24 protein-coding genes are annotated in these 24508 nt (G+C 66.8%); 11 read left to right on the forward strand and 13 right to left on the reverse strand.

Annotated elements, in window-relative coordinates:
• Nucleotides 1-62: 62 nt before the first annotated feature.
• Nucleotides 63-713, reverse strand: coding sequence for a TetR/AcrR family transcriptional regulator (locus AC07O4_RS01740; RefSeq protein ID WP_495303573.1), 651 nt, complete (start codon nt 711-713; stop codon nt 63-65).
• A gap of 372 nt (nt 714-1085) precedes the next feature.
• Here AC07O4_RS01740 and AC07O4_RS01745 point away from each other — a divergent pair, with 372 nt between their 5' ends.
• Nucleotides 1086-2198, forward strand: a complete 1113-nt coding sequence (locus AC07O4_RS01745; protein WP_495303574.1) for a DUF3800 domain-containing protein — start codon at nt 1086-1088, stop codon at nt 2196-2198.
• A gap of 99 nt (nt 2199-2297) precedes the next feature.
• Nucleotides 2298-4274: a penicillin-binding protein 2 gene (gene mrdA, locus AC07O4_RS01750; RefSeq protein ID WP_495303575.1), complete on the forward strand. Its 1977-nt coding sequence runs from the start codon at nt 2298-2300 to the stop codon at nt 4272-4274.
• Nucleotides 4275-4292: 18 nt separating this feature from the next.
• On the opposite strand, the gene AC07O4_RS01755 is transcribed toward mrdA, so the two are convergent.
• The 5 genes from AC07O4_RS01755 to AC07O4_RS01775 form a co-directional block, all read right to left on the reverse strand.
• Nucleotides 4293-5375, reverse strand: a complete 1083-nt coding sequence (locus tag AC07O4_RS01755; RefSeq protein WP_495303576.1) for an alpha/beta hydrolase family protein — start codon at nt 5373-5375, stop codon at nt 4293-4295.
• A complete protein-coding gene (gene mhpA / locus AC07O4_RS01760; protein WP_495303577.1) occupies nt 5372-7054 on the reverse strand; it encodes a bifunctional 3-(3-hydroxy-phenyl)propionate/3-hydroxycinnamic acid hydroxylase MhpA in 1683 nt (560 codons plus the stop codon). Before mhpA ends, AC07O4_RS01755 begins: the two co-directional genes overlap by 4 nt.
• 79 nt (nt 7055-7133) lie before the next feature.
• Complete coding sequence (locus AC07O4_RS01765) at nt 7134-8198, reverse strand: maleylacetate reductase (protein ID WP_495303578.1); 1065 nt, start codon at nt 8196-8198, stop codon at nt 7134-7136.
• Nucleotides 8199-8212: 14 nt separating this feature from the next.
• A complete protein-coding gene (locus AC07O4_RS01770) occupies nt 8213-8512 on the reverse strand; it encodes a Dabb family protein (RefSeq protein WP_495303579.1) in 300 nt (99 codons plus the stop codon).
• A complete protein-coding gene (locus AC07O4_RS01775) occupies nt 8509-9402 on the reverse strand; it encodes an intradiol ring-cleavage dioxygenase (protein WP_495303580.1) in 894 nt (297 codons plus the stop codon). Before AC07O4_RS01775 ends, AC07O4_RS01770 begins: the two co-directional genes overlap by 4 nt.
• Nucleotides 9403-9524: 122 nt before the next feature.
• On the opposite strand from AC07O4_RS01775, the gene AC07O4_RS01780 reads away from it, so the two are divergent.
• Entirely contained in the window at nt 9525-10457 is a 933-nt protein-coding gene (locus tag AC07O4_RS01780; RefSeq protein WP_493196260.1) for a LysR family transcriptional regulator, read from the forward strand.
• A 76-nt stretch (nt 10458-10533) separates the two neighbouring features.
• On the opposite strand, the gene AC07O4_RS01785 is transcribed toward AC07O4_RS01780, so the two are convergent.
• The gene (locus AC07O4_RS01785) at nt 10534-11472 is read right to left on the reverse strand and encodes a LysR family transcriptional regulator (protein ID WP_495303581.1); all 939 of its coding nucleotides are present in this window, start codon (nt 11470-11472) and stop codon (nt 10534-10536) included.
• A 174-nt stretch (nt 11473-11646) separates the two neighbouring features.
• Between AC07O4_RS01785 and AC07O4_RS01790 the strand changes: the two genes are divergently transcribed.
• From AC07O4_RS01790 to AC07O4_RS01820, 7 genes are all read left to right on the forward strand, one after another.
• Complete coding sequence (locus tag AC07O4_RS01790) at nt 11647-12462, forward strand: ABC transporter substrate-binding protein (protein WP_495300705.1); 816 nt, start codon at nt 11647-11649, stop codon at nt 12460-12462.
• A gap of 33 nt (nt 12463-12495) precedes the next feature.
• Nucleotides 12496-13197 carry an amino acid ABC transporter permease gene (locus AC07O4_RS01795; protein ID WP_495303582.1) on the forward strand — a complete coding sequence of 234 codons (702 nt, stop codon included), beginning with the start codon at nt 12496-12498 and terminating at the stop codon, nt 13195-13197.
• On the forward strand, nt 13194-13745 hold the full coding sequence (locus AC07O4_RS01800) for an amino acid ABC transporter permease (RefSeq protein ID WP_495303583.1): 552 nt from the start codon (nt 13194-13196) through the stop codon (nt 13743-13745). The genes AC07O4_RS01795 and AC07O4_RS01800 overlap by 4 nt, the downstream gene beginning before the upstream one ends.
• A gap of 31 nt (nt 13746-13776) precedes the next feature.
• Nucleotides 13777-14454: a Bug family tripartite tricarboxylate transporter substrate binding protein gene (locus tag AC07O4_RS01805; protein WP_495303584.1), complete on the forward strand. Its 678-nt coding sequence runs from the start codon at nt 13777-13779 to the stop codon at nt 14452-14454.
• On the forward strand, nt 14436-14939 hold the full coding sequence (locus AC07O4_RS01810) for an NAD(P)-dependent oxidoreductase (protein ID WP_495303585.1): 504 nt from the start codon (nt 14436-14438) through the stop codon (nt 14937-14939). The genes AC07O4_RS01805 and AC07O4_RS01810 overlap by 19 nt, the downstream gene beginning before the upstream one ends.
• A gap of 37 nt (nt 14940-14976) precedes the next feature.
• Complete coding sequence (locus tag AC07O4_RS01815) at nt 14977-15906, forward strand: amidohydrolase family protein (protein ID WP_495303586.1); 930 nt, start codon at nt 14977-14979, stop codon at nt 15904-15906.
• A 168-nt stretch (nt 15907-16074) separates the two neighbouring features.
• The gene (locus AC07O4_RS01820; protein ID WP_495303587.1) at nt 16075-18462 is read left to right on the forward strand and encodes a DNA polymerase II; all 2388 of its coding nucleotides are present in this window, start codon (nt 16075-16077) and stop codon (nt 18460-18462) included.
• 13 nt (nt 18463-18475) lie between these two features.
• On the opposite strand, the gene AC07O4_RS01825 is transcribed toward AC07O4_RS01820, so the two are convergent.
• The 4 genes from AC07O4_RS01825 to AC07O4_RS01840 form a co-directional block, all read right to left on the reverse strand.
• Nucleotides 18476-19039, reverse strand: coding sequence for a hypothetical protein (locus AC07O4_RS01825; protein WP_495303588.1), 564 nt, complete (start codon nt 19037-19039; stop codon nt 18476-18478).
• 72 nt (nt 19040-19111) lie between these two features.
• Nucleotides 19112-21172 (reverse strand): elongation factor G, encoded by a 2061-nt coding sequence (gene fusA / locus AC07O4_RS01830; RefSeq protein ID WP_495303589.1) that lies wholly within the window; start codon nt 21170-21172, stop codon nt 19112-19114.
• Nucleotides 21173-21306: 134 nt separating this feature from the next.
• A complete protein-coding gene (locus tag AC07O4_RS01835; protein ID WP_495303590.1) occupies nt 21307-21771 on the reverse strand; it encodes a hypothetical protein in 465 nt (154 codons plus the stop codon).
• A gap of 293 nt (nt 21772-22064) precedes the next feature.
• Complete coding sequence (locus AC07O4_RS01840) at nt 22065-22274, reverse strand: hypothetical protein (RefSeq protein WP_139702348.1); 210 nt, start codon at nt 22272-22274, stop codon at nt 22065-22067.
• A 178-nt stretch (nt 22275-22452) separates the two neighbouring features.
• Here AC07O4_RS01840 and AC07O4_RS01845 point away from each other — a divergent pair, with 178 nt between their 5' ends.
• Nucleotides 22453-22857 (forward strand): OsmC family protein, encoded by a 405-nt coding sequence (locus AC07O4_RS01845; RefSeq protein ID WP_495303591.1) that lies wholly within the window; start codon nt 22453-22455, stop codon nt 22855-22857.
• Between the two features lie 24 nt (nt 22858-22881).
• Here AC07O4_RS01845 and AC07O4_RS01850 read toward each other — a convergent pair whose 3' ends face one another.
• Together AC07O4_RS01850 and AC07O4_RS01855 are read right to left on the reverse strand one after the other, a co-directional pair.
• The gene (locus AC07O4_RS01850; protein WP_495303592.1) at nt 22882-23562 is read right to left on the reverse strand and encodes a GNAT family N-acetyltransferase; all 681 of its coding nucleotides are present in this window, start codon (nt 23560-23562) and stop codon (nt 22882-22884) included.
• A 145-nt stretch (nt 23563-23707) separates the two neighbouring features.
• Nucleotides 23708-24106 carry a hypothetical protein gene (locus AC07O4_RS01855; RefSeq protein ID WP_062472018.1) on the reverse strand — a complete coding sequence of 133 codons (399 nt, stop codon included), beginning with the start codon at nt 24104-24106 and terminating at the stop codon, nt 23708-23710.
• Between the last annotated feature and the right edge of the window lie 402 nt (nt 24107-24508).

Consider the following 24508-nt stretch of genomic DNA (forward strand, 5'->3'; position numbering starts at 1 on the left):
CTGCATGAGCATGGCCGCACTGACCGGCTTGGGCAGCCTCACTCGCATATTCGGGCCTACGCTCATTCTCGGCGCGCGTGGCTTTGGCACACGGCTTGCAGATACCCGTCCAATGCCAGCAGGACCTCCTGAACCATGACGTCCGCGCTCGGCAACACGGCGCTCACCAGCAGCGTCTGCTTCACCAAAGCATCGACGACGGTGTAGGCGCCGAAGGCCACGCGCGCATCGTGCAGCCCTTCGGGCCAGTCCACCGCGCTCGTCAGTGCCTTGCCGAAGAGGTTGACGTTGTGCTGGTACAGGCGGTTGTAGACGAGCTGCGGCGAGACGCGGCGCTCGATGGAGCTCAGCACCCGCCAGCGTCCGCCGCCCTCGAGCATCGTGTGCACCTGGGTCTGCGCCAGCAGACGCGTGATCTCGCGCAGCGTGCGTTGGCCTTCCGCCTGGACGACCTCGTCCACCGCGCTCGACAGCGCCGTCGAGAGCTTGCGCACCCAGGTGCGCACCGTCATGGCCGCGACCGCTTCCTTGCCGGGGAAGTATTGGTAGACGCTGCCGACGCTGACGCCGGCCACGTTGGCAATGTCGCGCATCGACGTCTTCTCGTAGCCCTTTTCCAGCAGCAGGAGCACGAACGCGTCCTGGATGGCGATGGAGGTCATCCATGCGCGTGACTGGGAGGGCTTGCGTCGGGGTTTGAGGGCGGTCGTCATGGCTGAAAAGCGAACACCGGGACGGCGCACGCAAGGAGGAGGGCCTCGTTGCAGAGGGAAATCGAGGCCTCGGGGTGCGTCCCGAAAACTGAACATGCCTGCCCGGTCGATTTCCTAGACTTCTTTCTTCCAACCCAAGGCAGCCGGTGGCCGCGAGCCCCGAACCTCACTTCAATCCAAGGCCAACGCGCGCACTCGTCATTCTTGCATGTCACCTCCTGCGACCTACAAAGCACCTCTGCGCGAACTGCGCTTCGTCCTGAACGATCTGCTCGGCATCGATGAAGAACTGACGACGCTTCGTCCCGCCGACGTCCCGCACCGCCTCGCGAGGGCGAAGGGAGACCCGACGCGAGGCGTTTGCCCCGCGCCATGACCACCATCTACATCGACGAAAGCGGCCACAGCGGCGACATGGTCGACAGCGGCACGGGCTACGACTTCAAGCGGCAACCCTACTTTGCATTGGCGGGCGTGGGGCTGCAGGACGAAGAGGAGTGGGATGCACGCCTCCAGGCCTTGCGCGATCGCCACCGCATTCCCTCGGGCGAACCCGGTGCCCGATCGCTGGCATCCAGGCCGGAGTTCTCCGCTGCGGTGATCCACGCCTTGCTCGACCGGCGAGCCCCGCTTTTCGTGGAGCTGGTCGACAAGCGCTACTTCATCTGCAGCTGCATCACGTCGTTCCAGCTGCTGCCGTCCTGCCTTGGCTACCCCGAGTCGATGCGGCTCGACTTCCTCAGGAACGCCGTCGCGGATTTCCTGCACGTCCATGCCGATGCGCAGGTGCTGGACAGCTTCGTCGCGTCCTGCCTGACGCCCGAGGCTGGAACACTTCACGCATCGTTTGCCAGCCTGCGCGACCTGGCCACGCAAACCGCCGAGGAGGAGGAAGAGGCCGCGGCGCAGGTCGCGAAAGGGTTCGGCCGCATCGTCGAAGCGGCGAACACCGAGTACCACGCGCTGAGCGAGGCCCAGCACCAGCCCTGGCTGGAGTTTCTTCCGCCTCCCGAGCTCAACACGTCGTCGACGCAGGCCTGGACGCTGCCGAACCTGACGTCGTTCATGCGCATCTACGCGCGGATCCACCTCTACTACCGGCACTGCCTGGCCGATGTCCGGCTGGTGCACGACCAGAATTTCGAGGTGCAACGCATCCTGGGCCAGGGGAAGGCCGCGGCCGAAGGAGCGGACCGTGCGATGGAACTGCTGTGCACGCCCCCGTCCGACCACCGCTTCGAGGACGTGGTCGCCCTCGATTTCAGGCAATCGCACGAAGCGGCTGGCGTGCAGATGGCCGAGGTGGTGGCGGGCGCCACGATGCGGTTCTTTCGTGACCTGCACGCAGGCACAGGCGTGTGCCCCGCGCTGCGCGAGGCCATGCTGCGGCTGATCTCCGAAGGGGACGAGCGCACGGGGTACGGCCTCAAGCAGGTGGTGCCGACCCGCCAGGTTCGCATCGGTGCCGAAGAGGCGTGGGCCTGAGCGGACGATCGCGTCTCGTCGACCGCCGACGCGGAACCTTCGGGCGAGCAGGGCCTCCTATCTGGCTTCTCCGCTTCTTTCCCCACCCCGTTTCGCCCGATGAATGAAATCCGCAATGCCGCCGCCGAGCTCGCTCTTTTTCGCCGCCGCGTGGTGGTGGTCGGCTGTGCGGTGCTGTTCGGATTCGGGCTGATCGGCGCGCGGCTGGTCTATCTGCAGGTAGTGCGCCATGAAACGCTGGCGGACCGGGCCGAGAGCAATCGCACCGCGATCGTTCCCGTGGTTCCCAACCGCGGCCAGATCCTGGACCGCAACGGCGTGGTGCTGGCGTCCAACTACGCGGCCTACACGCTGGAGATCACGCCGTCGAAGGTGGGCGACATGGCCACGGTCATCGACGAGCTGGGCGAGCTGCTCGAAGTGACGCCCAGGGACCGCCGTCGCTTCCAGCGCCTGCGCGAGGATTCGCGCAGCTTCGACTCCCTGCCCATCCGCACCCGCCTGAGCGACGAAGAGGTGGCGCGCTTCGCGGCGCAGCGCTACCGCTTCCCCGGCGTGGAAATCCGGGCGCGGCTGTTTCGCACCTACCCGCACGGCGAGGTGGGCGCGCACGTGATCGGCTACATCGGCCGCATCAACCAGCGCGAGAAGACCGCGATGGACGACTGGGAAGAAGACGAGCGCGCCAACTACCGGGGCACCGACTACATCGGCAAGGTCGGCATCGAGCAGAGCTACGAAAAGGCGCTGCACGGCCAGACCGGCGTGGAGCAGATGGAAACCTCGGCCGGCGGACACGCGGTGCGCCGCCTGTCGCGCCACCCCGCCAGGCCGGGCCAGACGGTGATGCTGTCGCTCGACATCAAGCTGCAGAAGCTCGTGGAAGACATGTTCGGCGAACGCCGGGGCGCGCTCGTGGCCATCGACCCGAAGACTGGCGAGGTGCTGGCCTTCGTGAGCAAGCCCACCTTCGATCCCAACCTGTTCGTCGAGGGCATCGACACCGAGAACTGGAAGGCGCTGACCGAGTCGCCCGACAACCCGTTGCTCAACCGCGCGCTGCGCGGCACCTACCCGCCGGGCTCCACCTACAAGCCCTTCATGGCAATGGCGGCGCTGCAGACCGGCAAGCGCAGCGCCGACAAGGTGGAGAACGACCCGGGCTTCTACAACTTCGGCGGGCGCACCTTCCGCAGCCACCGGGGCGGGCTGGGCGGCGTCGACATGCACCGCGCCATCCAGTTTTCAAGCAACACGTATTTCTATTCGCTGGCCGCCGAGATGGGCGTGGACCTGATCCACGACTTCATGGCGCCCCTGGGCTTCGGGCAGTTCACCGGCATCGACCTGCAGGGCGAGTCGCGCGGCGTGCTGCCCAGCAGGGCGTGGAAGCGCGCGGCCTACCGGCGTGCCGACATGAAGACCTGGCACCCGGGCGAGACGATTTCGCTGGGCATCGGCCAGGGCTACAACAGCTTCACGATGCTGCAGCTGGCCTCGGCCAACGCCACGCTGGCCAACGGCGGCGTGCGCTACCAGCCGCACCTGGTGCGGGCCATCCGCGATACGGCGACCGGCGAGGTGGTGCGGCAGGTCCAGCCGCCGGCGCAGGACCTGGGCTATGCGCGCAAGCACGTCGAGGTGGTGCGCGACGCGATGGTGGCGGTCACCAAGGGCGGCACCGGCACGCGCGTGTTCGCGGGCGCGGCGTACACCTCGGCCGGCAAGACCGGCACCTCGCAGGCCGTGGGCCTGAGCCCGAAGGCGCGCGCGAGCGGCAAGGCCCTGGAGGCGCGCCAGCGCGACCACGCGCTGTACATGGCGTTCGCCCCGGCCGAAGACCCGACCATCGCGGTGGCCGCGATCGTCGAGAACGCGGGCTTCGGCGCGGCGCACGCGGCACCGATCGTCCGGCGGGTGTTCGACTACTGGATTGCGGGGCAGTACCCGAACGATGCCGACATGGCGGCGGTCCAGGTGGGGAAGGCCGGCGCGCCCATCGGCAAGCCACTGGTGGCCAGCGAGGTGCCGGTGCTGGACGACGGTGTGCAGGGGGATGAGGCTGGGGTGCTTTGAGGGGCCGGGGGCGAAGCGTCAACCCGGCGCGAGCCGCTGGGCAAACCAGTCCGCAACAAAGGCGGTTCGTTCCGCAGAGTGGTTGTAGATCGTGTGTTCGCCGTCCTCCCACACGCGCAAGGTGACGTCGGAATTCGTCGCGGCGTCCAGGAAGGGTTGCTGGTCTTCCATTCGAACCAACGGATCGGCACCGCCATGCAGCACCAGCAAAGGACAGTCGATGCGGTCCCGCCCGGGGCGAAAGCGCATGCGCTCGAAGTTCTGCTGGATGGCTTGCTCGTCGTCGGTGCCCAGCATGGCCGCGGCCTGCTCCGCAAAGGTCCGGAAGGGCAGCAGCGTCGGCGCGGCCAGGCTGCCGTTGATGCAGCAGGCGCGAATGCGTGCATCGGCCGCGGCCGTGCGCGCGGCCCACAGGCCTCCGACGCTGTTGCCCCAGATGCCGGGCGCACCGAGCGAGGCGTCGTTCGCGATGAAGTTGACGAACTGGCTGTAGGCCGCTTCCATGTCCACATCGACATGGATGCCCTGATTCATGCGCGTCTCGCCCTGGCCCGGCCCTTCGGCCAGCAGGGTGGCCAGGCCGCGTCGCGCGAGCGCGCGGGCAATGGGCAGGTAGGCCACGCCCCAGCCGCTCTGGCCGCCGAACACCAGCACGGTGCCGCGCGCCGGCGTTGCATGCGGCCGCACCAGCCAGCCGACGAGATGGCTCGGGCCGAAGGGCACCTCGACCCGCGTCATGCGCCCTTCGGACCCCTCGCACAGCTGGCGCGTCGCCATGGCCAGCTGGTGGTAGAGGGCACGCTTGCGCGGGGTGTCGTGGTTGAAGGCCATCTGGGCGAACAACAGGTCGGCCAACGCCGCCGCCTGGGCCTCGGCCGCCGTCACGCGATGGCCGGCGGCCTCGGCCTGGCGGGCGCACTCCAGCTGCGCCTGCGCCAGTGCCTCGGCCACCTGGTCCCATGCCTCGCCGGCGCTGGTGCGCTGGAACAGGGCCTGGGCGTCGGCGAAGTCCATCCCGCAGTCCAGCAGCCGCGTCATCGGCATGGCCCGCTGGAAGGCCAGCGTGGCGGAAGAAGAGGGAGAAGAGGGCGCGCTGCTCATGCGGCCTGCTCCGCGGCAAGCGGGGCGGCCCGTGCGCCGGTGTCGTCGCTGTCGAGCCAGTGCAGCTTGTTGCGCAGGTCGTCCACCAGGGCCGCGAGCGCATCCATGCGGGGCACGGAGCCGAAGACGATGAAGTCGGGCCGGCCGATGTAGGCTTGGAGGCCGTGCTCGGCCATGAACCCGGACATCTCGCCGTCCAGCTCGACCACCGCACCGGGCACTCGCTCGTCCTGGGTCAGCACCACGACGTGGCAGCCGAGTTGATCCAGGAACGCCTTCTGGCCGGCGCCCAGGAACGGCGTCGGGTCCTCGTGCGCCACCAGCAGGAAACCATGGCCCACGACATCATCCAGCAGGCCTTCGGCCTCGCCACGGCGCACGAGCGCCTGCGGCCCCGGCACGCCGGTGGACGCCAGCAGGCTGCCGTCGGCCTCGCGGTGCAGCACGCCGTTCTCCACCTTCGGGAAGGGCGGCATCGGCGGCATGGTGTGGGTGCGGAAGGCTTCGTCGCGCGCAGCGGCTTTTTCCACGTCGTCCTCGTTGGTCACCTGGCCGAGGAACAGCGACATCTCCATGATCTGCTGGGCGTGCGGCCGGCGCTCGGCTTCGTAGCTGTCCAGCAGTGCGGGCGACGCGCGGCCGCTGAGCACCAGGTCGAGCTTCCAGGCCAGGTTGATGCCGTCGCGCATGCCCGAGCAGGCGCCCTGTCCCATGTAGGGCATCATGGCGTGAACCGCGTCGCCACCCAGCAGCACGTTGCCTTCGCGCCAGCGTTCGGCCATGCGCGTCTGGAAGGTGTAGACCACGTGGCGCAGGAACTTGAAGTCGCTCGGCCCGACGCCGTACTTCTCGCCCAGCCAGCGCCAGCCGTGAGCCGGGTTTTCCCACGCCTCGATGCTTTCGCCGTCCAGCAGGCGCACTTCGAAGCGCGTGCGGTTGTCGCCGATGGGCATGTACATGTGGCCGCGTGCCGGGTCGCAGAAGATGGTCAGACGCTTGAAGCGCTCGGCGGCGTCCGACAGGTTCTCGGAATCGAGGTTCAGCCAGCGGTGCTTGTGGCCGTAGTCGTTGCGCTCGATGCCCAGCGCGCGGCGCACGAAGCTGTTGGCACCGTCGGCACCGATCACGTAGCGGGCATTGAACGTGCGCGCAGGCTCGGCCCATTGCTCCTCGCGGGCCTCGGGCGCGCCGTCCTTTCCGCTGTTCGTGCGCTGGATGGCCACCGTCACCCCGTCGGCGCCCTGCTTGAGGAACACGGCCTCCCAGCCGCGCAGCAGCTCGACATTGGGCAGCGTGGCCACGCGGTCGTGAATGGCGTCCTCGATGTCGGGTTGGTAGATCGAGTTGTGCGCCGCGTAGCCGCACTGCTTGCCTTTCCACTCCAGCTCCAGCAGCAGTTCGCCGGTGGCATTGACGTAGTGGTAGGTGTGCAGCGGAAGCGAGTCGCGCATGGCCTGGTCGACATTGCCGCAGGCCTGGACGATGCGCGCCGCCTCGCCGTCGATGTGCGTCAGGCGCGGCAGGCCGTACATGGTGGGCCAGCGTTCGACGACCACGACCCGGTGGCCGGCCTGGCCCAGCAGCGAGGCCGCCACAAGGCCGGTGGGGCCGTAGCCGATCACGGCCACGTCGTAGGACGCGTTGGCGTCGGGTTGCGGATTCGCTTGAGGGGGATTCATTGTTTGTCTCCTGGAGATTTTTGAGGGGCGCAACCGGGCTGCGCCATGAACGAACGAGCGAAAGAAAAGAACGGGAAATTCAGTCCGGCCTGACGCCATCGAAGGCCGCCTGCAGCACGGCGCGCACGGCGGCCCGGTCGACTGGCCGCGGGTTCCAGTACGGGCGCTCGGTGGCGATGCCGGCGGCGCGGTCGAGATCACTCTCGGCCATGCCCAGCTGGCGCAGCGAGGTTGGCGCGCCGTTGCGATGGGCCAGCTCCCACACGCCGGCAGCGGCACTGCCGTGCGTGCCCAGTGCCTCGGCCATGCGGCGCATCGCTTCTTCGGCATGCGAGGCGTTGAATGCAAGCACATACGGCAGCACGACCGTGTGGGTCGGCGCATGCGGCAGGTTGAAGCTGCCACCCAGCGTGTGGCACAGCTTGTGGTGCAGCGCCATGCCGCCGTGGGCCAGCACCGTGCCGCACAGCCAGGCGCCGTACAGGGCCGAGCCGCGTGCCTCGAGGTCCGTCGGGTCGGCGTGGAGGGCCGGCAGCCCGGAGGCCAGCGCGCGGATGCCTTCCTGCGCCATCAGGCGCGTGACCGGATTGCCGTTGGCGGCATACAGGCCCTCGGCCGCGTGTGCGATGGCGTTGATGCCGCTGGTGACCGACAGGCCCACCGGCAGCGTCAGCGTCAGCTGCGGGTCGTAGATGACGGTGCGGGGCAGCACCCGCGCATCGGTGCCGGTGCGTTTCTCGCCGTCCTGCGTGATGCCGTAGATGGGCGTCATCTCGCTGCCGGCGTAGGTGGTCGGGATCGCCACGATCGGCAGGCCACTGTCGAGCGCGATCGCCTTGCCCAGGCCGATGGTGGAGCCGCCGCCGATGGCGATGGCGCAGTCGGCGTTGCGCTCGCGGGCCACCTCGCGTGCCTCGCGCGCCACCTCGAGCGGAACGTGCATGGTCGCCCGGTCGAACACGCCGGCGGCGCGGGCGCCGAGCCGCGCGGCGATCGCTTCGGCCGCGTGCCGCTGGTCGGGCGTGCACAGCACCAGCGCGCGCCGGACGCCGAGTGCGTCGAGTTCGGCTTCGAGTTGCTGCAGGGCGCCTGCGCCGAAGACGACGCGGCCCGGCAGCGCCTGGTAGACAAAGGATGAAGGCATGCGAGGCTCCTGTCTCAGCGCTGGTAGTCGACCTGGTGGCGCGACGTGCGCAGCGCACCGAGTTCCTGGCGCACCCGCAGGTGCTCGGGGTGGACCGCGTACGAGTCCAGTGCTTGCTGCGACTCGAAGTCGGCCACCAGCACGGCGTCGCAGGCATGGTCCACGTCGCTGCGGTCGATGCCCACCTCGATGTGGTGCAGGCCGGGAATGCGTCCGACTAGACTTTCGAAGGCCTGCTTGACGCGTTTGCGTGCCTGCGTCCTTTCTTCCGGCGACTCGCCTGCGACGCGCCACATGACGATGTGCCGGATCACGCCTGCACCTCGGCCTTGGGTGCCTTGGGGTTGAGCACGAAGTCGTACTGCAGCGTGTGGAACGGCACGTCGGAGTGCGTCCCGTCCGGCGCCGGGCCGGCCTCGTGGCGCACCCAATCGGCCACCAGCGTCGAGCGCACGCCGAAGACCGCATCCGAATCGAGGTAGCTGTCGCCCTCGCGGAAGATGTGGGTGATCAGCCGCTCGCAGCCGGGCGCGTCGATCATGAAATGCAGGTGCGCCGGGCGCCAGGGATGCCGGCCCAGCCCCGACAGCATGCGACCCACCGGGCCGTCGTGCGGAATCGGGTAGGGCACCGCCAGGATCGAGCGGAAGTGAAAGCGCCCATCGACCCCGCTGCGCAGTCGACCCCGCGCCCGGTGCTCGTGGGTGCCCGAAGCATCGGGAAGCTGCACGTCGTACAGGCCGTCCTCGTCCGATTGCCACACATCGATCCACGCGCCGGCGATGGGGCGACCTTCCAGGTCGCGCACCTGGCCGCTGACGTGGCAGGGCTCGCCGTGCGCGCCATTGGCGATGTCGGCGCCGTGCTCGTACACCGGCGCGTCTTCGACAAAGAAGGGGCCGAAGACCGTGGCCTCGGTGCAGGCCGGCGGCTTGGCGTTGTTCTGCGCCGTGACGAGCGTGGAGAGACCCAGGGTGTCCGACAGCAGGATGAACTCCTGGCGCTTGTCGTCCGTGATGTGTCCGACGTCGGTGAGGAAGCGGATCGCTTCCATCCACTCGGCCTCCGTCAGCCGGACCTCGCGTGCAAAGGAATGCAGGTGCTGCACGAGGCTCGTCATGACCGTCAGCAGCCGCGGATTCTCGCAGCGGCACATCGCGGCGATCACGGCCTGGGTGATGGTGTCTTCATTGATGTTGCGCACGGTGCTTTGCTCCTGGTGAACCAACCCTGGCCCTCGATGGGCGAATGATGTACCGTCAAAGAACGGAAAAAAAGAGCCAAATATGAAATGTCATTTCCTCAAAATGGAAGAATCCTTTGAGCATGGACCGCTGGGCGCAGATTGAACTTTTCGTGCAGGTCGCGGAGCTGGGCAGCCTCACCAAGGCGGCCGAGCGGCTCGGCCTGTCGAACGCGGCGGCAAGCCGCTACCTGACGGGGCTCGAGGAACGGCTGGGCGCGCGGCTGGTGGAGCGCACCACGCGCCGTATGTGGCTGACCGACGCCGGGCGCAGCTACCACCAGCGCTGCAGCGGCATGCTGGCCGAGATGGCGGAGGCCGAGGCCGAGGTCAATTCGGCCAGCACCAACCCCAGCGGGGTGCTGCGCATCACGAGCTCCGTGTCGTTTGCGATGATCCACCTGGCGCCGGCGCTGCCGGAGTTCCACCGGCGCTACCCCAAGCTCACCGTGCAGATCACCGCGGCCAACCGCTACCCCGGCTTCATCGAGGCGGGCATCGATGCGGCCATCCGCACCCGGGAGCACGAAGGCGACTCGGGCATCACCGTGCGCCGCCTCGCGCAGATGCGGCGCGTGCTGGCCGCATCGCCGGCCTACCTGTCCGCGCACGGCCAGCCCGCCTCGCCCCGGGAACTGCCCGCTCACCGGATGCTCGTGTACTCGCTGGCGAACGATCCCTACGTGCTGCACTTCAAGCGCGGCAAGGAGGCGCAGGCGATCGGCATCGCGCCGACCCTGGACGCCAACGAAGGCCAGGTCATCCGGGCCGCGGCCCTGGCGGGCCTGGGCATCCTGATCCAGCCGCAGTACATCATTCACGACGACATCGTGGCGGGCCGGCTGATCCCCGTGCTCCGGGACTGGGAGCTGCCGCAGCTGACGATCAACATCGCCTACCAGAGCCGCCGGCACCAGCCTGCGAAGCTGAAGGTCTTCACCGAGTTCCTGGTCGAGCGATTCGAGAAGCTCGACCTCGAGAGAAAGTGGGCCTCTTGGGCGAAGGCTTCGGGATGAAGCGCTCCGGCTCGCGCTGAGGCGCGGCCATCGGCTTCACCGACAAGGAGGCCGCCCTCGAATTCCCGAAGTCCGATCAATAGCTGGGAGGCGCCGGGGCGTCGGCGGGGATGGCGCCGGGTTGGAAAACCTGCGTGAAGTCGCAGCACTCCTGTGCAAGCAGCACCGTGGAGTCGATCAACGTGCTTCGCTGCTCGCTCCTGCTCATTGCGACGTAGGTGATGTCGGGGATTGCCGGCGTGACCTTGATGGGTTGCAGCAAACCCAGGTCGACCATCGGAGCGAGGCAATCACGAGGAAGGGGACTGATCCCTATGCCAGACACGGTCATGCCGATGATGGCAATGATGCTGTTGCTGGGCAGCGATTGCTTCGGGGTGAGGCCGAAGGACTTGAACCAGTTCTCCGAGGCGAGGCCCGCCCCCGAGCGACTGCCCTGGGTCAGGATGCGATGCGAGGCCAGTTCGTGGAGGCGCAACGTCCTGTCCGCAGGCAGCATGCCGGGCTTGCACATCCAGGCACTGACCACCTTGCCGATGGCTTTCTTGGTGATCCGGCTGTCGTCTTCCGCGTCGGGAACGATCGCAAGATCAATCTCGTCGGCCAGGAGTCTCTTGCGAATGGTCACGCTGCCGTCGACGTCGGGCTCCAGGACAACGCGGGGGTGATGGACCTGCATCATGCCCACCAGCCGCGGGAACCAGGTCATTGCGGTGAGTTCGGTGAGGCCGATCCGCAGTCTGCGCTCGACAACCTGTGCCTGTGCAAGCTGCTCCATCGCCTCGTCGCGCTGGGAAAGAAGCCGCTTTGCGATCGCAAAGGTCTGCTGCCCCTTCTCCGTCAATCGGGCGGCGCGTGAAGAGCGGTCAAACAGTGAAGTGTCCAGGAGGCTCTCCAGTTCCTGGACTCGCCGCGAGATCGCCGACTGCGTGGTGTGAAGCTTCTCAGCGGCCTGCGAGAAGCCGCCAAGCTTGACCACCCAATAGATCGCCTCAAGTTGCTTGAACGACATCATGTTCGTTCTGCCGGTGGGACTTCATGCACTGCGGGTTCCCCCTTGGTATATGTGTAAAACAGATGCAATTCTATAAAAATAAATCGTTTTTTTAAATTTTTCAAAGTCTCCAGAATGCGGGCTTCCACCTCATTTCTAGGCCTCTGGCATCAAGCCGCTTCAGGAGTTGCGCTCATGTTCCGATTGACTTTCACTCGCGTCATCGCCGTCGCTCTTTGCGTCTGCGCCACCACGGCACAGGCCGATCGCCTCAGCGACATCAAGGCGCGCTCCAAACTGGTGTGCGCCACGCTGACGGGGGCGGAACCCCTTGCGTTCCAGAACCCTGCCACCCGCGAGTACGTCGGCTTCGACGTGGATACGTGCAAGAGCCTCGCAAAGCACCTCCACGTTGAATTGGAGCACCGCCCGATTTCCGTCGAAGCTCGCATTCCCGAGTTGGCGCTGGGGCGCGTGGATGTGGTGGCGGCCTCCCTGGGCTACACGAAGGAGCGTGCCGAGCAGATCGCCTTTTCGGACATCTACTACCAGCTGCCCTTGAAGATCATCGTGGCGAGCAATTCGCCCATCCAGACGTTCGCCGACCTTGCGGGGAAGAAGATCGCCGCCAACAAGGGCTCGACCTCGGAGCTCAACGCTCGCAACAAGCTTGCGGGTTCCGAAGTGGTGACCTACCAGGACGGCACCATGGCCTTCCTGGCGCTCGCACAGGGAAAGGTTCAGGCCTATGCCATTTCTCAAGCACCCGGCGCGCGACTGCTCCACGAAAGCTCGGGCAAGTTCCGCTTCCTCGACGAGTCCCTCGTCTACGAGCCCACGGGCCTGGGTGTGAAGAAAGGCGAGAGCGAACTGCTCGATGCGGTGAACAAGGCGCTGCGCGACATGGAGTCGTCTGGGGAACTCGACGCGTTGTGGCGCAAGTGGTTCGGGCCCGACACGAAGCTGAAGATCGTTCGCGAGAAGAAGCTGACGCCGCTCAGTGCATTCTGATCAAGCTCGCAAATCAGAGCCACGAGCACATCCATGCTTGATCTGAATTTCGGGGCCGTGTTGAACGGCCGCTATCTGGACTGGTTGATCGCCGGTGCATGCAACACACTCGTGCTCTTCGCCGCTGCATGGGTGTCGGGCCTCCTTCTGGCACTTGTCGTCGTTTCCATGCGGCAGTCCGGGTTGACCGGACTCCATGCGGTCTCCAAAGGGTTCGTTGGCTATCACCGGAACGTGCCTGGCCTGGTCCAGATCTTCATCTGGTACTTCGGCGTGCCTCAGGTGTTGCCCGAGGCCTGGCAGGCGTGGATCAATGCCCATGGGAGCGAATTCATCTTCGTCTGGATCGCGCTGACGCTGAACGCGGCGGCCTTCATGTCGGAGGATCTGCGCAGTGGTGTGCGGTCCCTGTCGCCCACGCAGATGGAGGCGGCGCGAGCGCTGGGCTTGTCCTACGCCAAGGCGATGCGCTTCGTCGTTCTTCCGCAGGCACTTCGCGTCGCAGTGCCGCCTTTGACCAACCAGTCACTGGGGCTGTTCAAGGCGACGAGCTTGGCCATGGCGATCGGCCTCGCCGAACTGACCTACGCGGCCCACCAGATCGAGAGCGAGAGTTTTCGCACCTTCGAGGTCTACGCCATTGCGTCGATCTTCTACTGGGTCTGCTCGTTCGCGCTGATGGGCATCGGCCACGCCTGGAGCGTTCGCCTGGATCCGCTGCGAGGTGTCCGATGATCGACATCCTTCGTGACTATGGCCTTCTGCTCCTGGTCGGCCAATTTCCGAACGGTCCCGTTGGCGGCTTGGCGCTCACGCTGTTTCTCGCCGTGTCCGGGCTTGTGCTTTCGTTTCCCCTCGCCATCGTGATGGGGGTGGCCCGAACGTCCCCCATCAAGGTCGTTCAGTACCCGGCGACCGCTGTCGTTTACGCCGTGCGCGGCCTGCCTGTCCTGATGCTGATCTTCTGGGCCTACTTCATCGTGCCGATGGTCGTGGGGCACAGCATCTCCGGGATCACCACCTTGATCGTCGCACTTGTCGTCTACGAGCTCGCCTTCATGGGCGAGGTCGTGAAGGCGGGCATCGTGGCCGTCCCCAAGGGCCAGGTCGAGGCCGCTCGATCGTTGGGAATGACCTACTTTGCAACGATGCGCAAGGTGATCCTGCCGCAGGCACTCGTCAACATGATTCCGAGCATCCTGAACCAGTTGATCAACCTGATCAAGAACACATCGCTGGGCTACATCATCAGCGTCGGCGAACTGACCTATTCGGCCTCCTGATCGCTCGACCCACCTGAGTCGGCGATCCGCCATGCAACTCGTGACCGCCGGTCTGGCGGTGTGGACTGCAGGTGCATGGGCGGCGTCGGCGCAGAGCGATGCCTTTCCCGTGCGGCCCATTCGCATGGTCATTCCATTTCCTCCGTCGGGCGCCGCCGATCTCGTCGGCCGCGTGTATGCCAAGGCTCTGGCAGAGCTCTCGGGCCAGCCGGTGGTTCCTGACAACAGGCCTGGTGCGAGTGGCCTGATCGGTGCACAGAACGTGCTCGCCTCTGCGCGCGACGGATATTCGCTGCTGATCGGGAGTTCGTCGACGCTTGCAGTGAACGCCGCCATCGCCAAGAGCTTGCCCTACGATCCCCTGACCGACTTTATACCCGTGGGCGTCCTGGCAACGGGGCCCGTTGTGCTTGTGACGGGGGCATCCTCGGGAATCAAGAGCTTCGAAGACCTGGTCCAGAAAGCACAGGCCCGTCCCAAGACCCTGAACCTGGGCATCGGCTCCACGGCCTTGCAGCTGCAAGCCGAGTGGCTCAACGAGACGGTGGGCATCAAGACCACGACCATTCCGTACAAGGGTGGCAGTGAAGTGGCCTCCGCCTTGTTGGCAAACGCCGTCGACGTTGGAATGCTGGATGTGTCGGCAGCACATGCCCTCAGCGTGTCGCTCAATTGGCCACTGCGTTTCGAATGCAGACGATCGCGGTGAGTCGATCGCCCGGCGTCTCCCGCGAGCTGAACTGGTGGCGCGGCATGGAGGCTCTGCCGACCCTCCTTGCGCAGAGCGACTATGTTCTTCTGTGTGTACCGGGTGGCGCAGAAACGCTGAACCTGATCGACAAGGATGAGCTGTCTCGCATGAAGTCGAACGCCATCCTGATCAACGTCGCACGCGGGCCGGTCGTCAACGAGGCGTCACTTTTTGGAGCGCTTCAACGGCGCGAAATTCGTGGTGCCATCGTTGACACCTGGTACACGTATCCGCCGCCGTCTTCGATGATGGGCGCGCCCGGCAGCCTGGCGTTCGAAACCTTGGACAACCTGGTGATGACGCCGCATGCCGCGGGATGGACGGATGCGCTGGAAACGCGCCGGGTTGAAACTGTCGTGCGCAACGTGCACTGCTACCTGCATCGCAAGGCGCTCACCGACGTTGTCATCGACAAGCGCTCAGCGACGAGCGAATGCCTTTGATTTCCTGGAAACCGCTCACTGTGTCTGGAGAAGAACGATGCAATTGACAGCAGCCTGCCTGCCGCCGCCGGAGAACTATGCGGCCCCCGACTTTCAGGTCCCCGCGCGGGCGTGCGATTCTCATTGCCATGTCACGCCTGAAGATTTCTTGAACACGGTGACGGACGCGAGCTACGAGCCCGCACCGGCACCGCCTGCGGAACTGCGCCGCCTGCGCCGATCGATCAAGTTCGAGCGATCGGTGGTCGTTCAGGCCAGCGTGTATGGCAAGGACAACCGCGCCGTCGAGCAAGCGCTGCGCGCTGAGCCGCAGGTGCTGCGTGGCGTGGTCGTTGGTGATGCGGACACGACCGATGCACAGCTCGATGCCTGGCACGCCATGGGCGTCAGGGGAATGCGATTCATCATGTCGGGCCAGCTTGGCGGTACCGTCGATCTCCATGACCTGAAGGTCCTGGCGCCGAAACTGGCGGACCGTGGTTGGCATGCCGAGATTCTTCCCAGGGAGGATCAGTGGCCCTCGCTCAAGTCAACGCTGGAGCAGTTGCCCTGCACGCTGGTCGTCGACCATCTCGGCGGGTTGTCCTTGGGGGCGCAGTCCGGTGAGGCTGAGCGCGTCTTGTCGTCGCTGCTCTCGACGGGCCGCGTGTGGGTCAAGCTGATCGGCTATCGCCTGTCGGCCGACCTTCGAGATCCTCGCATCGCTCACCGCGCCCAGCGCTTGTACTCCGAAGCGCCAACTCGCATGGTCTGGGGAACCGACTGGCCCCATGTGGGCTTCTCGGTGGAGCAGGACGCTGGCATCTTGCTCAATGCTCTGGCGAGTTGGTTTGACCACGATGCAAGCGCCATCGAGAGGATCCTTGCCTCCAATCCTGAGGAGCTTTTCGACTTCCCGCGCGCTGCCGTTCGCATGGATCCCGTCGATCCGATCATCGTTACTGGAACCCCACAGCGCCGAACTTGACGCTCGGGGCGAGAACGGGGAAGGCGATTCGGCACGGTCAGCGCATCTGTTCAATCCGGTAGCCCCGCTCGGACGGGTTGCGATCACCGGGCGCCAGCTGGCCGGGCCGGGCGAGAATCCTCCGATTCCCCGTCCGCCTTCCCGCCCCACCCGAATCGCCCAGCGCCCGTGACCTCCACCGACCTCCAGGGCTTCATCCTCACGCGCCACTGGCGTGATGCACCGACCGGCACCGAGATCGAGTACTGGCTGGCCACCGAGGCAGGGCCGAGGAAAGTCGTCCTGACCTCCCGCAGCAGTGTCGCGTTCGTCGCCGCCCGGCACAGGGCGGCGGTGGAAGCCCACCTTGCGGCCATGTCGGGCGTGCAGCTGCGTGAGCTGGAACTCCAGAATTTCCAGCAGGAATCCGTGCTCGGCGTCTATGCGACGCACTTCCGCCAGATCGGCCGGTTGGCGCGCGCCCTGCAGGCGCAGGGCATTCCCTTGCTCGAAGCCGACGTGCGCCCGCACGACCGCTACTTGATGGAGCGCTTCATCACCGCCGGTGTGCGGGTGGAAGGCGGGCGCGGCGAGGGCGCCACGCTCGTCGACTGCAAGCTCAGCCCCGCGCCCGAATTCCGGCCGGTACTCAAGGTCGTGTCGCTGGACATCGAGACGAGCCAGCATGAAGGGCTCTATTCCATTGCGCTGGACGGCACGGCGGAGCGCGTCGTCTTCATGCTCGGCGAGCCGCCGCCCGAGCCGGGCGACCCCATGGACTTCTCGCTCGTCTACTGCCCGACCCGCAAGGCGATGATCGAGCAGCTCAACGACTGGTTCGAGCGCAACGACCCCGACGTCCTCATCGGCTGGAACGTGGTCCAGTTCGACCTGCGCGTGCTGCAGAAGACCGCAAACGACTGCGGCGTGCCGCTGCTGGTGGGGCGGGAGCGCCGGCCCATCGAGTGGCGCACGCACCCGGGCAAGCAGGGCTACCTGTTCGCACCCACGCCGGGGCGGATCGTCCTCGATGGCATCGAGGCGCTCCGGGCCGCGGTGTGGAGCTTTCCGTCGTTCAGCCTCGAGAACGTCTCGCAGACGCTGCTGGGCGAAGGCAAGGCCATCGGCGACGAGTACGACAAGATGGCCGAAATCGAACGGCGCTACCAGCACGACAAGCCCGCGCTCGCGCTGTACAACATCCGCGACTGCGAGCTGGTCCTGCGCATCTTCGACAAGGCAAAGCTGCTGCAGTTCATGATGGAGCGTGCCCAGGTCACCGGCCTGCAGGCCGACCACTTCGGCGGCTCCATCGCCGCGTTCAGCCACCACTACCTGCCGCGGATGCACCGCCTGGGCTACGTCGCGCCGAACGTGGGCGAGATCGCGAGCAAGGCCTATCCGGGCGGCTACGTGATGGACTCGAAGCCGGGCTTCTACGACTCCGTTGTGGTGCTGGACTACAAGAGCCTCTATCCCTCGATCATCCGCACCTTCCTGGTCGATCCGGTGGGCCTGGTCGAGGGCTCGAACGCCGCCGATCCGACCGGGCTCATCCACGGACCGCAGGAGACCGTCTTCTCTCGCGACAGGCACTGCCTGCCGCAGATCGTGACCACGCTCTGGCACGCGCGGGACGAGGCCAAGCGCGCGAAGAACGAGCCGCTGTCGCAGGCGCTGAAGCTGCTCATGAACTCCTTCGCCGGCGTGCTGGGCGCGTCCGAGTGCCGCTTCTTCAACCCGAAGCTGGTGTCCGCCGTGACCCTGCGCGGGCACGAGATGATGAAGCTCACGCGCGAGTTCGTGGAGCAGCGGGGCTACGAGGCGATCTATGGCGACACCGACTCGATCTTCATCTGGCTCCGGCGCACCCACACCAACGAGGAGGCGCATGCCGTCGCGGCGCGCCTGGCGGCCGACATCAACGAATGGTGGGTGCGCACGCTGCGCGAGGAACAGGGCCTGCAGAGCTTTCTCGAGATCGAAGTCGACACGCACTACAAGAAGTTCTTCATGCCCACCATTCGCGGCTCGGAGGTCGGCAGCAAGAAGCGCTACGCCGGTCTCAGCGTGGATGCGGCGGGCAGGGAGGAGATGGTGTACCGCGGCCTCGAGATGGCGCGCAGCGACTGGACCCCACTGGCGCGCCAGTTCCAGGAGGGCCTGCTGTCACGCATCTTCCAGGGCGAGCCCTACAAGGCCTTCGTGACCGACTATGCGAAGGCGACGCTGGCGGGCGCCAAGGACGACCTGCTCATCTACCGCAAGCGCCTGCGCCACCGGCTCGACGACTACCTGGTCAACGTGCCGCCGCAGGTGCGGGCCGCGCGCATCGCCGACGAGCACAACGCCCGGGTCGGCCGGACCCAGCAGTACCAGAAGGGCGGCTGGATCCAGTACGTCATGACCCGCAACGGGCCGGAGCCGCTGGAAACCCGCCACTCGCGCATCGACTACGAGCACTACCTCACCCGGCAGCTGCAGCCGATCGCCGACGCCATTCTTCAGCCCATGGGAGACAGCTTCGCGGCCTTGACGACGTCGCAGCGCGAGCTCTTCGAGCCAGGATCGCCGTGAAGCGACCGCAGGATCAGGTGCCGGGCCGCGGGTCCTTGTCCGTGATGGACAGGTCGACCGGCACTCGCGTCTCGTGCCGGATGTTCCCGGGCATCTCGAACACCACCGTGAGGTGCCCCTTGACGCGCTCGAAGGGCTTGTCCAGCTTCACGTAGAAGCCCCGCTGGCTGCTCAGGGCGTTGTCGTAGGTCCAGAGCGAGAAGTCCTGCAGCGACGGCGCGCCGCCGTCGTCCTTCAGGCGCAGCTTCTCGTTCTTCTCGTTCGTCAGCGCGTAGTCCTTGATCCGGTAGGTGGCGACGTCGGCGATGTCGTCGTTCGTGTTGACGATGTGGCCGTTGCGCTTGTATTCGTCGACCTTGGCCTTGGGCAGCGGGTAGTAGGTCAGCACGTCGAACGCGCTCGCCGGCTTCTTCTTGATCAGCGTCTGGTCGGAATTGATGACCATCACGTGCGCACCGAGTTGCGTGAGCAGCGCCCGCGCCTGGTCCGGGGTGTACGGCTGGCGCGGTGCGGCGTGGGCCTGGGAGGCGGGCAGAACGAACAGGGTGGACAGGACCAGTGGCAGCAGTTTCTTCATCGGGGAGCCCGTGCGGGATGAATGGCGGATGCGAGCCATTAGGCCATGGCGACGCCACGCCCCCGGGTGCTCCTAGTCGTCGTCGCGCACCCGGTACTGCCCCATCAGCGTGCGCTGCACGGTCGGCGGCACGGCCTCGTAGTGCGACAGCGCGATGGTGTAGCGGCCCTGGCCGCTGGTCATCGCGTTGAGGCGCGACTGGTAGTTGGCCAGCTCGACCTCGGGCACCTGTCCGCCGATGGCCACCGTGCCGGCCCCCAGGCCCGACGTGCCGGTGACCAGGCCGCGCCGCGCCGACAGGTCGCTCGTGACGTCGCCCACGGCATGCTCGGGCACGGCGATCTCGATCTGCACGATCGGCTCGAGCACGGCCGGTTGCGCCTCGCGGATCGCCGCCATGAAGGCCTTGCGGCCGGCGGTCGCGAAGGCGATGTCCTTGCTGTCCACACTGTGGTGCTTGCCGTCGTAGACCACCACGCGCACGTCGACCACGGGGTAGCCTGCGATCGCACCGTAGGCCAGCACCTCGCGCACGCCTTTCTCGACCGCGGGAATGAACTGGTTCGGAATGGCACCGCCCCGGACTTCGTCCGCGAACTCGAAGCCCGCGCCGCGCGCCAGCGGCTCGATGCGCAGGAAGACCTCGGCGAACTGGCCGGCGCCGCCGGTCTGCTTCTTGTGGCGGTGGTGGCCCTCGGCCGGCGCGGTCACGGTCTCGCGGTAGGCGATGCGCGGCGGCCGCGTCTGGACCTCGAAGCGGTACACCTCGCGCAGGCGTTCGAGCACGAGGCGCAGGTGCAGCTCGCCGAGGCCGTAGAGCACCGTCTCGTTGGTCGCGGCCACATGTTCGATGCGCAGGCACGGGTCTTCGGCCGCGAGCTTGCCCAGGATTTCCCAGGCGCGCTGCTCGTCGCCATGGCGCTTGGGCTCCACGGCCAGGCCGTACACCGGCACCGGGAACGGCAGCGGCGCGAGGTGCACATGGCTGTCTTCGGCCGCATCGTGCAGCACGGCATCGAAGTGGATCTCGTCGACCTTGGCCACCGCCACGATGTCGCCGGGCACCGCGTGCGACACCTCGACATGGTCCTTGCCCTGGAGCATGAACAGATGCCCCACCTTGAACGGCTTGCGGCCGTCGCCGATGTAGAGCTGGCTGTCGCGCGTGACCGTGCCCTGGTGCACGCGAAAGATGCCCATCTTGCCGACATAGGGGTCGATCGTGACCTTGAACACATGCGCCAGCACGTGCAGCGACGGGTCGGGCCGGGCCTGCATGGGCTGGGCCTGCGCGCCTTCGCCGACGAGGAACTCCGGCGGGTTGGCCTCGGTCGGGTCGGGCAGGAGCTTGACGATCACGTCCAGCAGCTCGGCCACGCCGGCGCCGCTGCGCGACGAGGTGAAGCACACCGGGATCAGGTGGCCTTCGCGCAGCGCCTGCTCGAGCGGCGCGTGCAGCTCCGACGGGTCCACGTCGCCTTCTTCGAGGTAGCGGTCGACGAAGGCCGCGTCGACCTCGACCACCTGCTCCACCAGCGCGCGGTGCGCCGCTTCGACGGGGCCGAAGTCGGAGCGCCCGAAGCGGTTGAAGAAGCAGTCGATCACCTGCCTGTTGACCCCGTCGGGCACGTTCAGCGGCAGGCATTCGCGGCCGAAGGTGGCCTGGATGTCGGCCAGCAGGCCTGACAGCGAGACGCCCTGCGAGTCGATCTTGTTGACGATGAGCATGCGGGCGAGGTGGCGCGAGGCCGCGTACTCCATCATGCGCACTGCCATCGGCTCGATGCCGGTGGCGGCATTGATGACCACCGCCACCGTTTCGACCGCCTCCAGCGCCGGCAGGCTCTGGCCGAGAAAGTCGGGGCCGCCGGGCGTGTCGATGAGGTGGATGCGCGTGGCGGCATGCGTGAGGTGCATCACCGAGGCGTTGAGCGAATGCAGCATGCGGCGCTCGAGCGGGTCGTGGTCGCTGACGGTGCTGCCGCGCTCGACGCTGCCGCACGCGCCGACGGCGCCCGCCTTGAACAACAGGGCCTCGGCCAGGGAGGTCTTGCCAGCGGCCGCCGCGCCCACCAGCGCCAGCGTTCGCACTGCTTCCATTTCGGCCGCGAGGCCGTTCGATCGGCTTGGCATGGCGGGACTCCTTTGCGCGTCCGCAAGGCCGGCCCGGCGGCCCGCAAGGGCTCGGGTGCTGCGCATCGACGCCGGGCCAGCGTACGGGATTGACCGTGCCGATGCAAGCCGGGGAGGGCGCGCCGGTCGGCCGCTCAGGGCTCCTGTGGCGCGGTGCCTTCGGATGGCGGCCGGTCGGCGGGCAACCTGCCCAGCCGCGACGAGGTTGCGCGCTCCGTGCGGATCTTTCGCAACGTGTTCGTCAACGCCTGCGGGCTCGTGTTGAGCTGCCTCGCCGCCTTGGCCGGGCGCATGCCCTCGACCAGCACCAGCCGCGCGGCGGCGAGGGACGGGGTGGCCTGCAGGTGCAGCAGCTCGGCCACCTGCCAGAACTCGGCCGAGGTGAAGGTGCCGAGGTCCGGCGGCAACGAGCGCGAAGGGACGGCCTGGCGTTTCTCGAAAACGCAGTGGGGCGCCGGGTCCATCTGCCCGACCCGCACGACCAGCGCCTCGAGGTAGGCCTGCGTGGCGGGGGTGTTGGAAACCCAGTTCGAATGGATGACCAGCTTCGTCCCGTCGTCGGGGAACGTGTGCTCCCAGCTGACCCTCAACTCCGTCATGGCTGGCTGCGGAACGGGCGCATCGTGGGGCGGCTCGTTTCCATGTGATTTTTTTGCATTCGTGCAGTATGTCGCGACATCTCGCGCATTCTTTTGTCGATGTCGCCAGTGTGACCGATGAAGGTGGGTTTTACCCCGTGCTTTCGGTGTAGGCGAATGGAAGGACGGGCCGCCTCGCGGCGATGTGGCACGCGAGGCCCGGCGGTCACCGGAGGCGAGCCAAGAAGGGCGCACGAACACGCGCCGCGCGCGGCCGGCGCGGCGAGGGCTGTTTTCCTTGCGGTCTGTCCGCCCTAGGCCGATGCGGCCGATGGCTGGGCGGATGCGGCCTGCGGTTGTTCCTGCGAGGTGCGAACCGGCGCGGGGGGACCGCAGTCGTCCGGCATCTTGCGCGAGGTGCCTCTCACGAGGTGGCGGGGCACGTGGTGTGTCTTGATGAAAAGCGCCAGCGCCTCGCTGCGCGCGGGCTCGGAGACCGGTAGAAACATGTGCAAAGCGCTCATGGTGTCGTTCCGTCGATGCCAGGCAGGAAGGCGGCGCACCCGCTTGTGCCGGGTGGCTGGCGACCCCTGGCATGGCCGCCCGCCGAGCATTATGAGCGTCTGGATCAACCCCGTTGGCGCTGATGTTTTCAGGCGTTCGGCCGCGCCAGAATGCTTGCTTGTCAACAGGAGCACACCCATGGGCCACACCGCAACGATCGTCTCCACCGAAGTCAATTTCAACCACCGCATCCAGGTCGGCAAGTTCCAGCTCGTGGCAGACGAGCCGGCGTCGCTGGGCGGGCAGGGCGCGGGGCCGGCGCCCTATGACTACTACCTGGCCGCGCTGTCCGCCTGCACCGCGATCACGCTGCGGATGTACGCCCAGCGCAAGGGCTGGGAGCTGGGCGAGTTCAAGGCCGAACTGAGCTTCACGAAAGACGCGGACGGCAAGGCGCACATCCACCGCGTGCTGCACGCCAGCGCACCGCTCACCGATGCGCAGTGGAGCCGGCTGCTCGAGGTGGTGGCCAACACGCCGGTCACGAAGACCATGCGAGAAGGTGCCGAGATCACGAGCGAGCGCGGGGTGGCGGCGGCCTGATCCAGGCCGCAGGCGCGGCGCTGTTCAGCGCCGCGAGATCACGCGAACGACCGGTTCGCTGTGCACGCGGAAGCCCATGCGCTCATAGATGCGTCGCGCGCCCGCGTTGCCCTGCATCACATGCAGCACCGGCACTTCGCCACGCTGCATCTGCTGCGCCACCAAGCGCGTGACGAGCCGCTTCGCATAGCCCTTGCCCTGCGCATCGGGGTGCGTGCAGACACCACTGATCTCGCGCAGCGTGCCGGCGGCCATGCGCTCGCCGGCCATTGCGACGAGGTGGCCATCGGCGTCGAAGCAGCCGACGTACTCACCGAGTTCGATGGTGCGCGTGGAGAAGGGACCGGGGCGCGTCAGGTCGGCCAGGGCCAGCACTTGTTCTACATCTGCCGCGCCGAGCCGGACCACATCAGGAAGCGTATCGGCCACGGGCGCAGGCGCGTCCCAGATCATCTTCACGATGACCGACTCCATGTCGACCTGCCAGGTGGACGGCGCGGGGCCCGACCAGCCGATGGCATAGAAGTGTTCGTCCGGCGTGCAGAAGGGCAGCAGCGCGTCGAGGTCGGGGTGCAGTGCGTCGGCAAAACCGACGATGGGGGAGAAGCCTGTGGCGTACCGGCGTGCGGTCGATGTACCGCTGGCATAGGGCGCATGCGGGCCCGAAAGGGCGTGCCAGGTGAGATTCGTGAGGAGGTCTGTCATGGGACTGGATTCTTTCGGCCTGACAGGGACCGTTTTGCGCCGACCGTTGTGGGGGCGGCGCCTCCTCGTCGGTGACGAGGAGGTGTGTCGCATCGCGCGGCGAGGACTGCGTCAGCAACCTCGCCGGCGTCAGCGACTCAGTGCATCAGCACTTCATGGCCGTGGCTTGTGCGGCGAAGGCGTCGGAAGCGGCCTTGCAGGCAGCGCCGAGTTGGGCGGCGTTGGCGCCGTAGCTGGCCCAGGTGGCCTTTGTCTGCTCGAGGCTGCCCTTGAGCGCGTCGGCGGCGGCACCGCTTTGCTTGCCCACGCAGGCGCTCACCTTGTCCAGGTACTCCTGGCATTCCTTGGGCACGTCGGCCGATGCCGTCGTGGTGGCTGCAGGCGCGGCAGCAGCCGGTGCGCTGGCGGCCGGTGCGGGTGCCGGCGTGGCCGGTGCGGTGGCAGCAGGTGCTGCGGGAGCGGCCGGCGCTGCGGGCGTGGACTCTTGCTTCGAGCAAGCGGTGATGGCGGCAGCCACGAAGATGAGTGCGAGCAGTTTGTTCATTTTTTCTTACATGAGCGAGTTGGATGATGTGCCACGCCTCGTGTCCTCCGGCGCGCAGTGCGCACACCAGGAACGCAAGATTCGGGGCCGGAACAGTATCACCGCGCCCTGTGCAACAGACCCTCGCGAAGGCAGGAATCGGGGGGCTGCAGATGCTCCAAAAACGTAACAATTATCTTGAATCGTTAAATATTGCCGGGTTAAGCAGTCGAAGCTGCGCGGGCGCACACAGGGGGCGTGATGGCCCGTCGAACCGGGTGCTCGACCGGTCTCGCATCTGCAAGCGGATGTTGTTGATTCTTTCGAATTACATCGAAGCGACGAGGCCGCGCGAAGTTTCCTGAAGGCGGGCGGCGGTCCATTTCCGGAGTCGGCCGAGCAGCCTGCCGTGCCTCTTCGGCG

It is taken from the genome of Variovorax sp. GW821-FHT09D04, assembly GCF_059416405.1.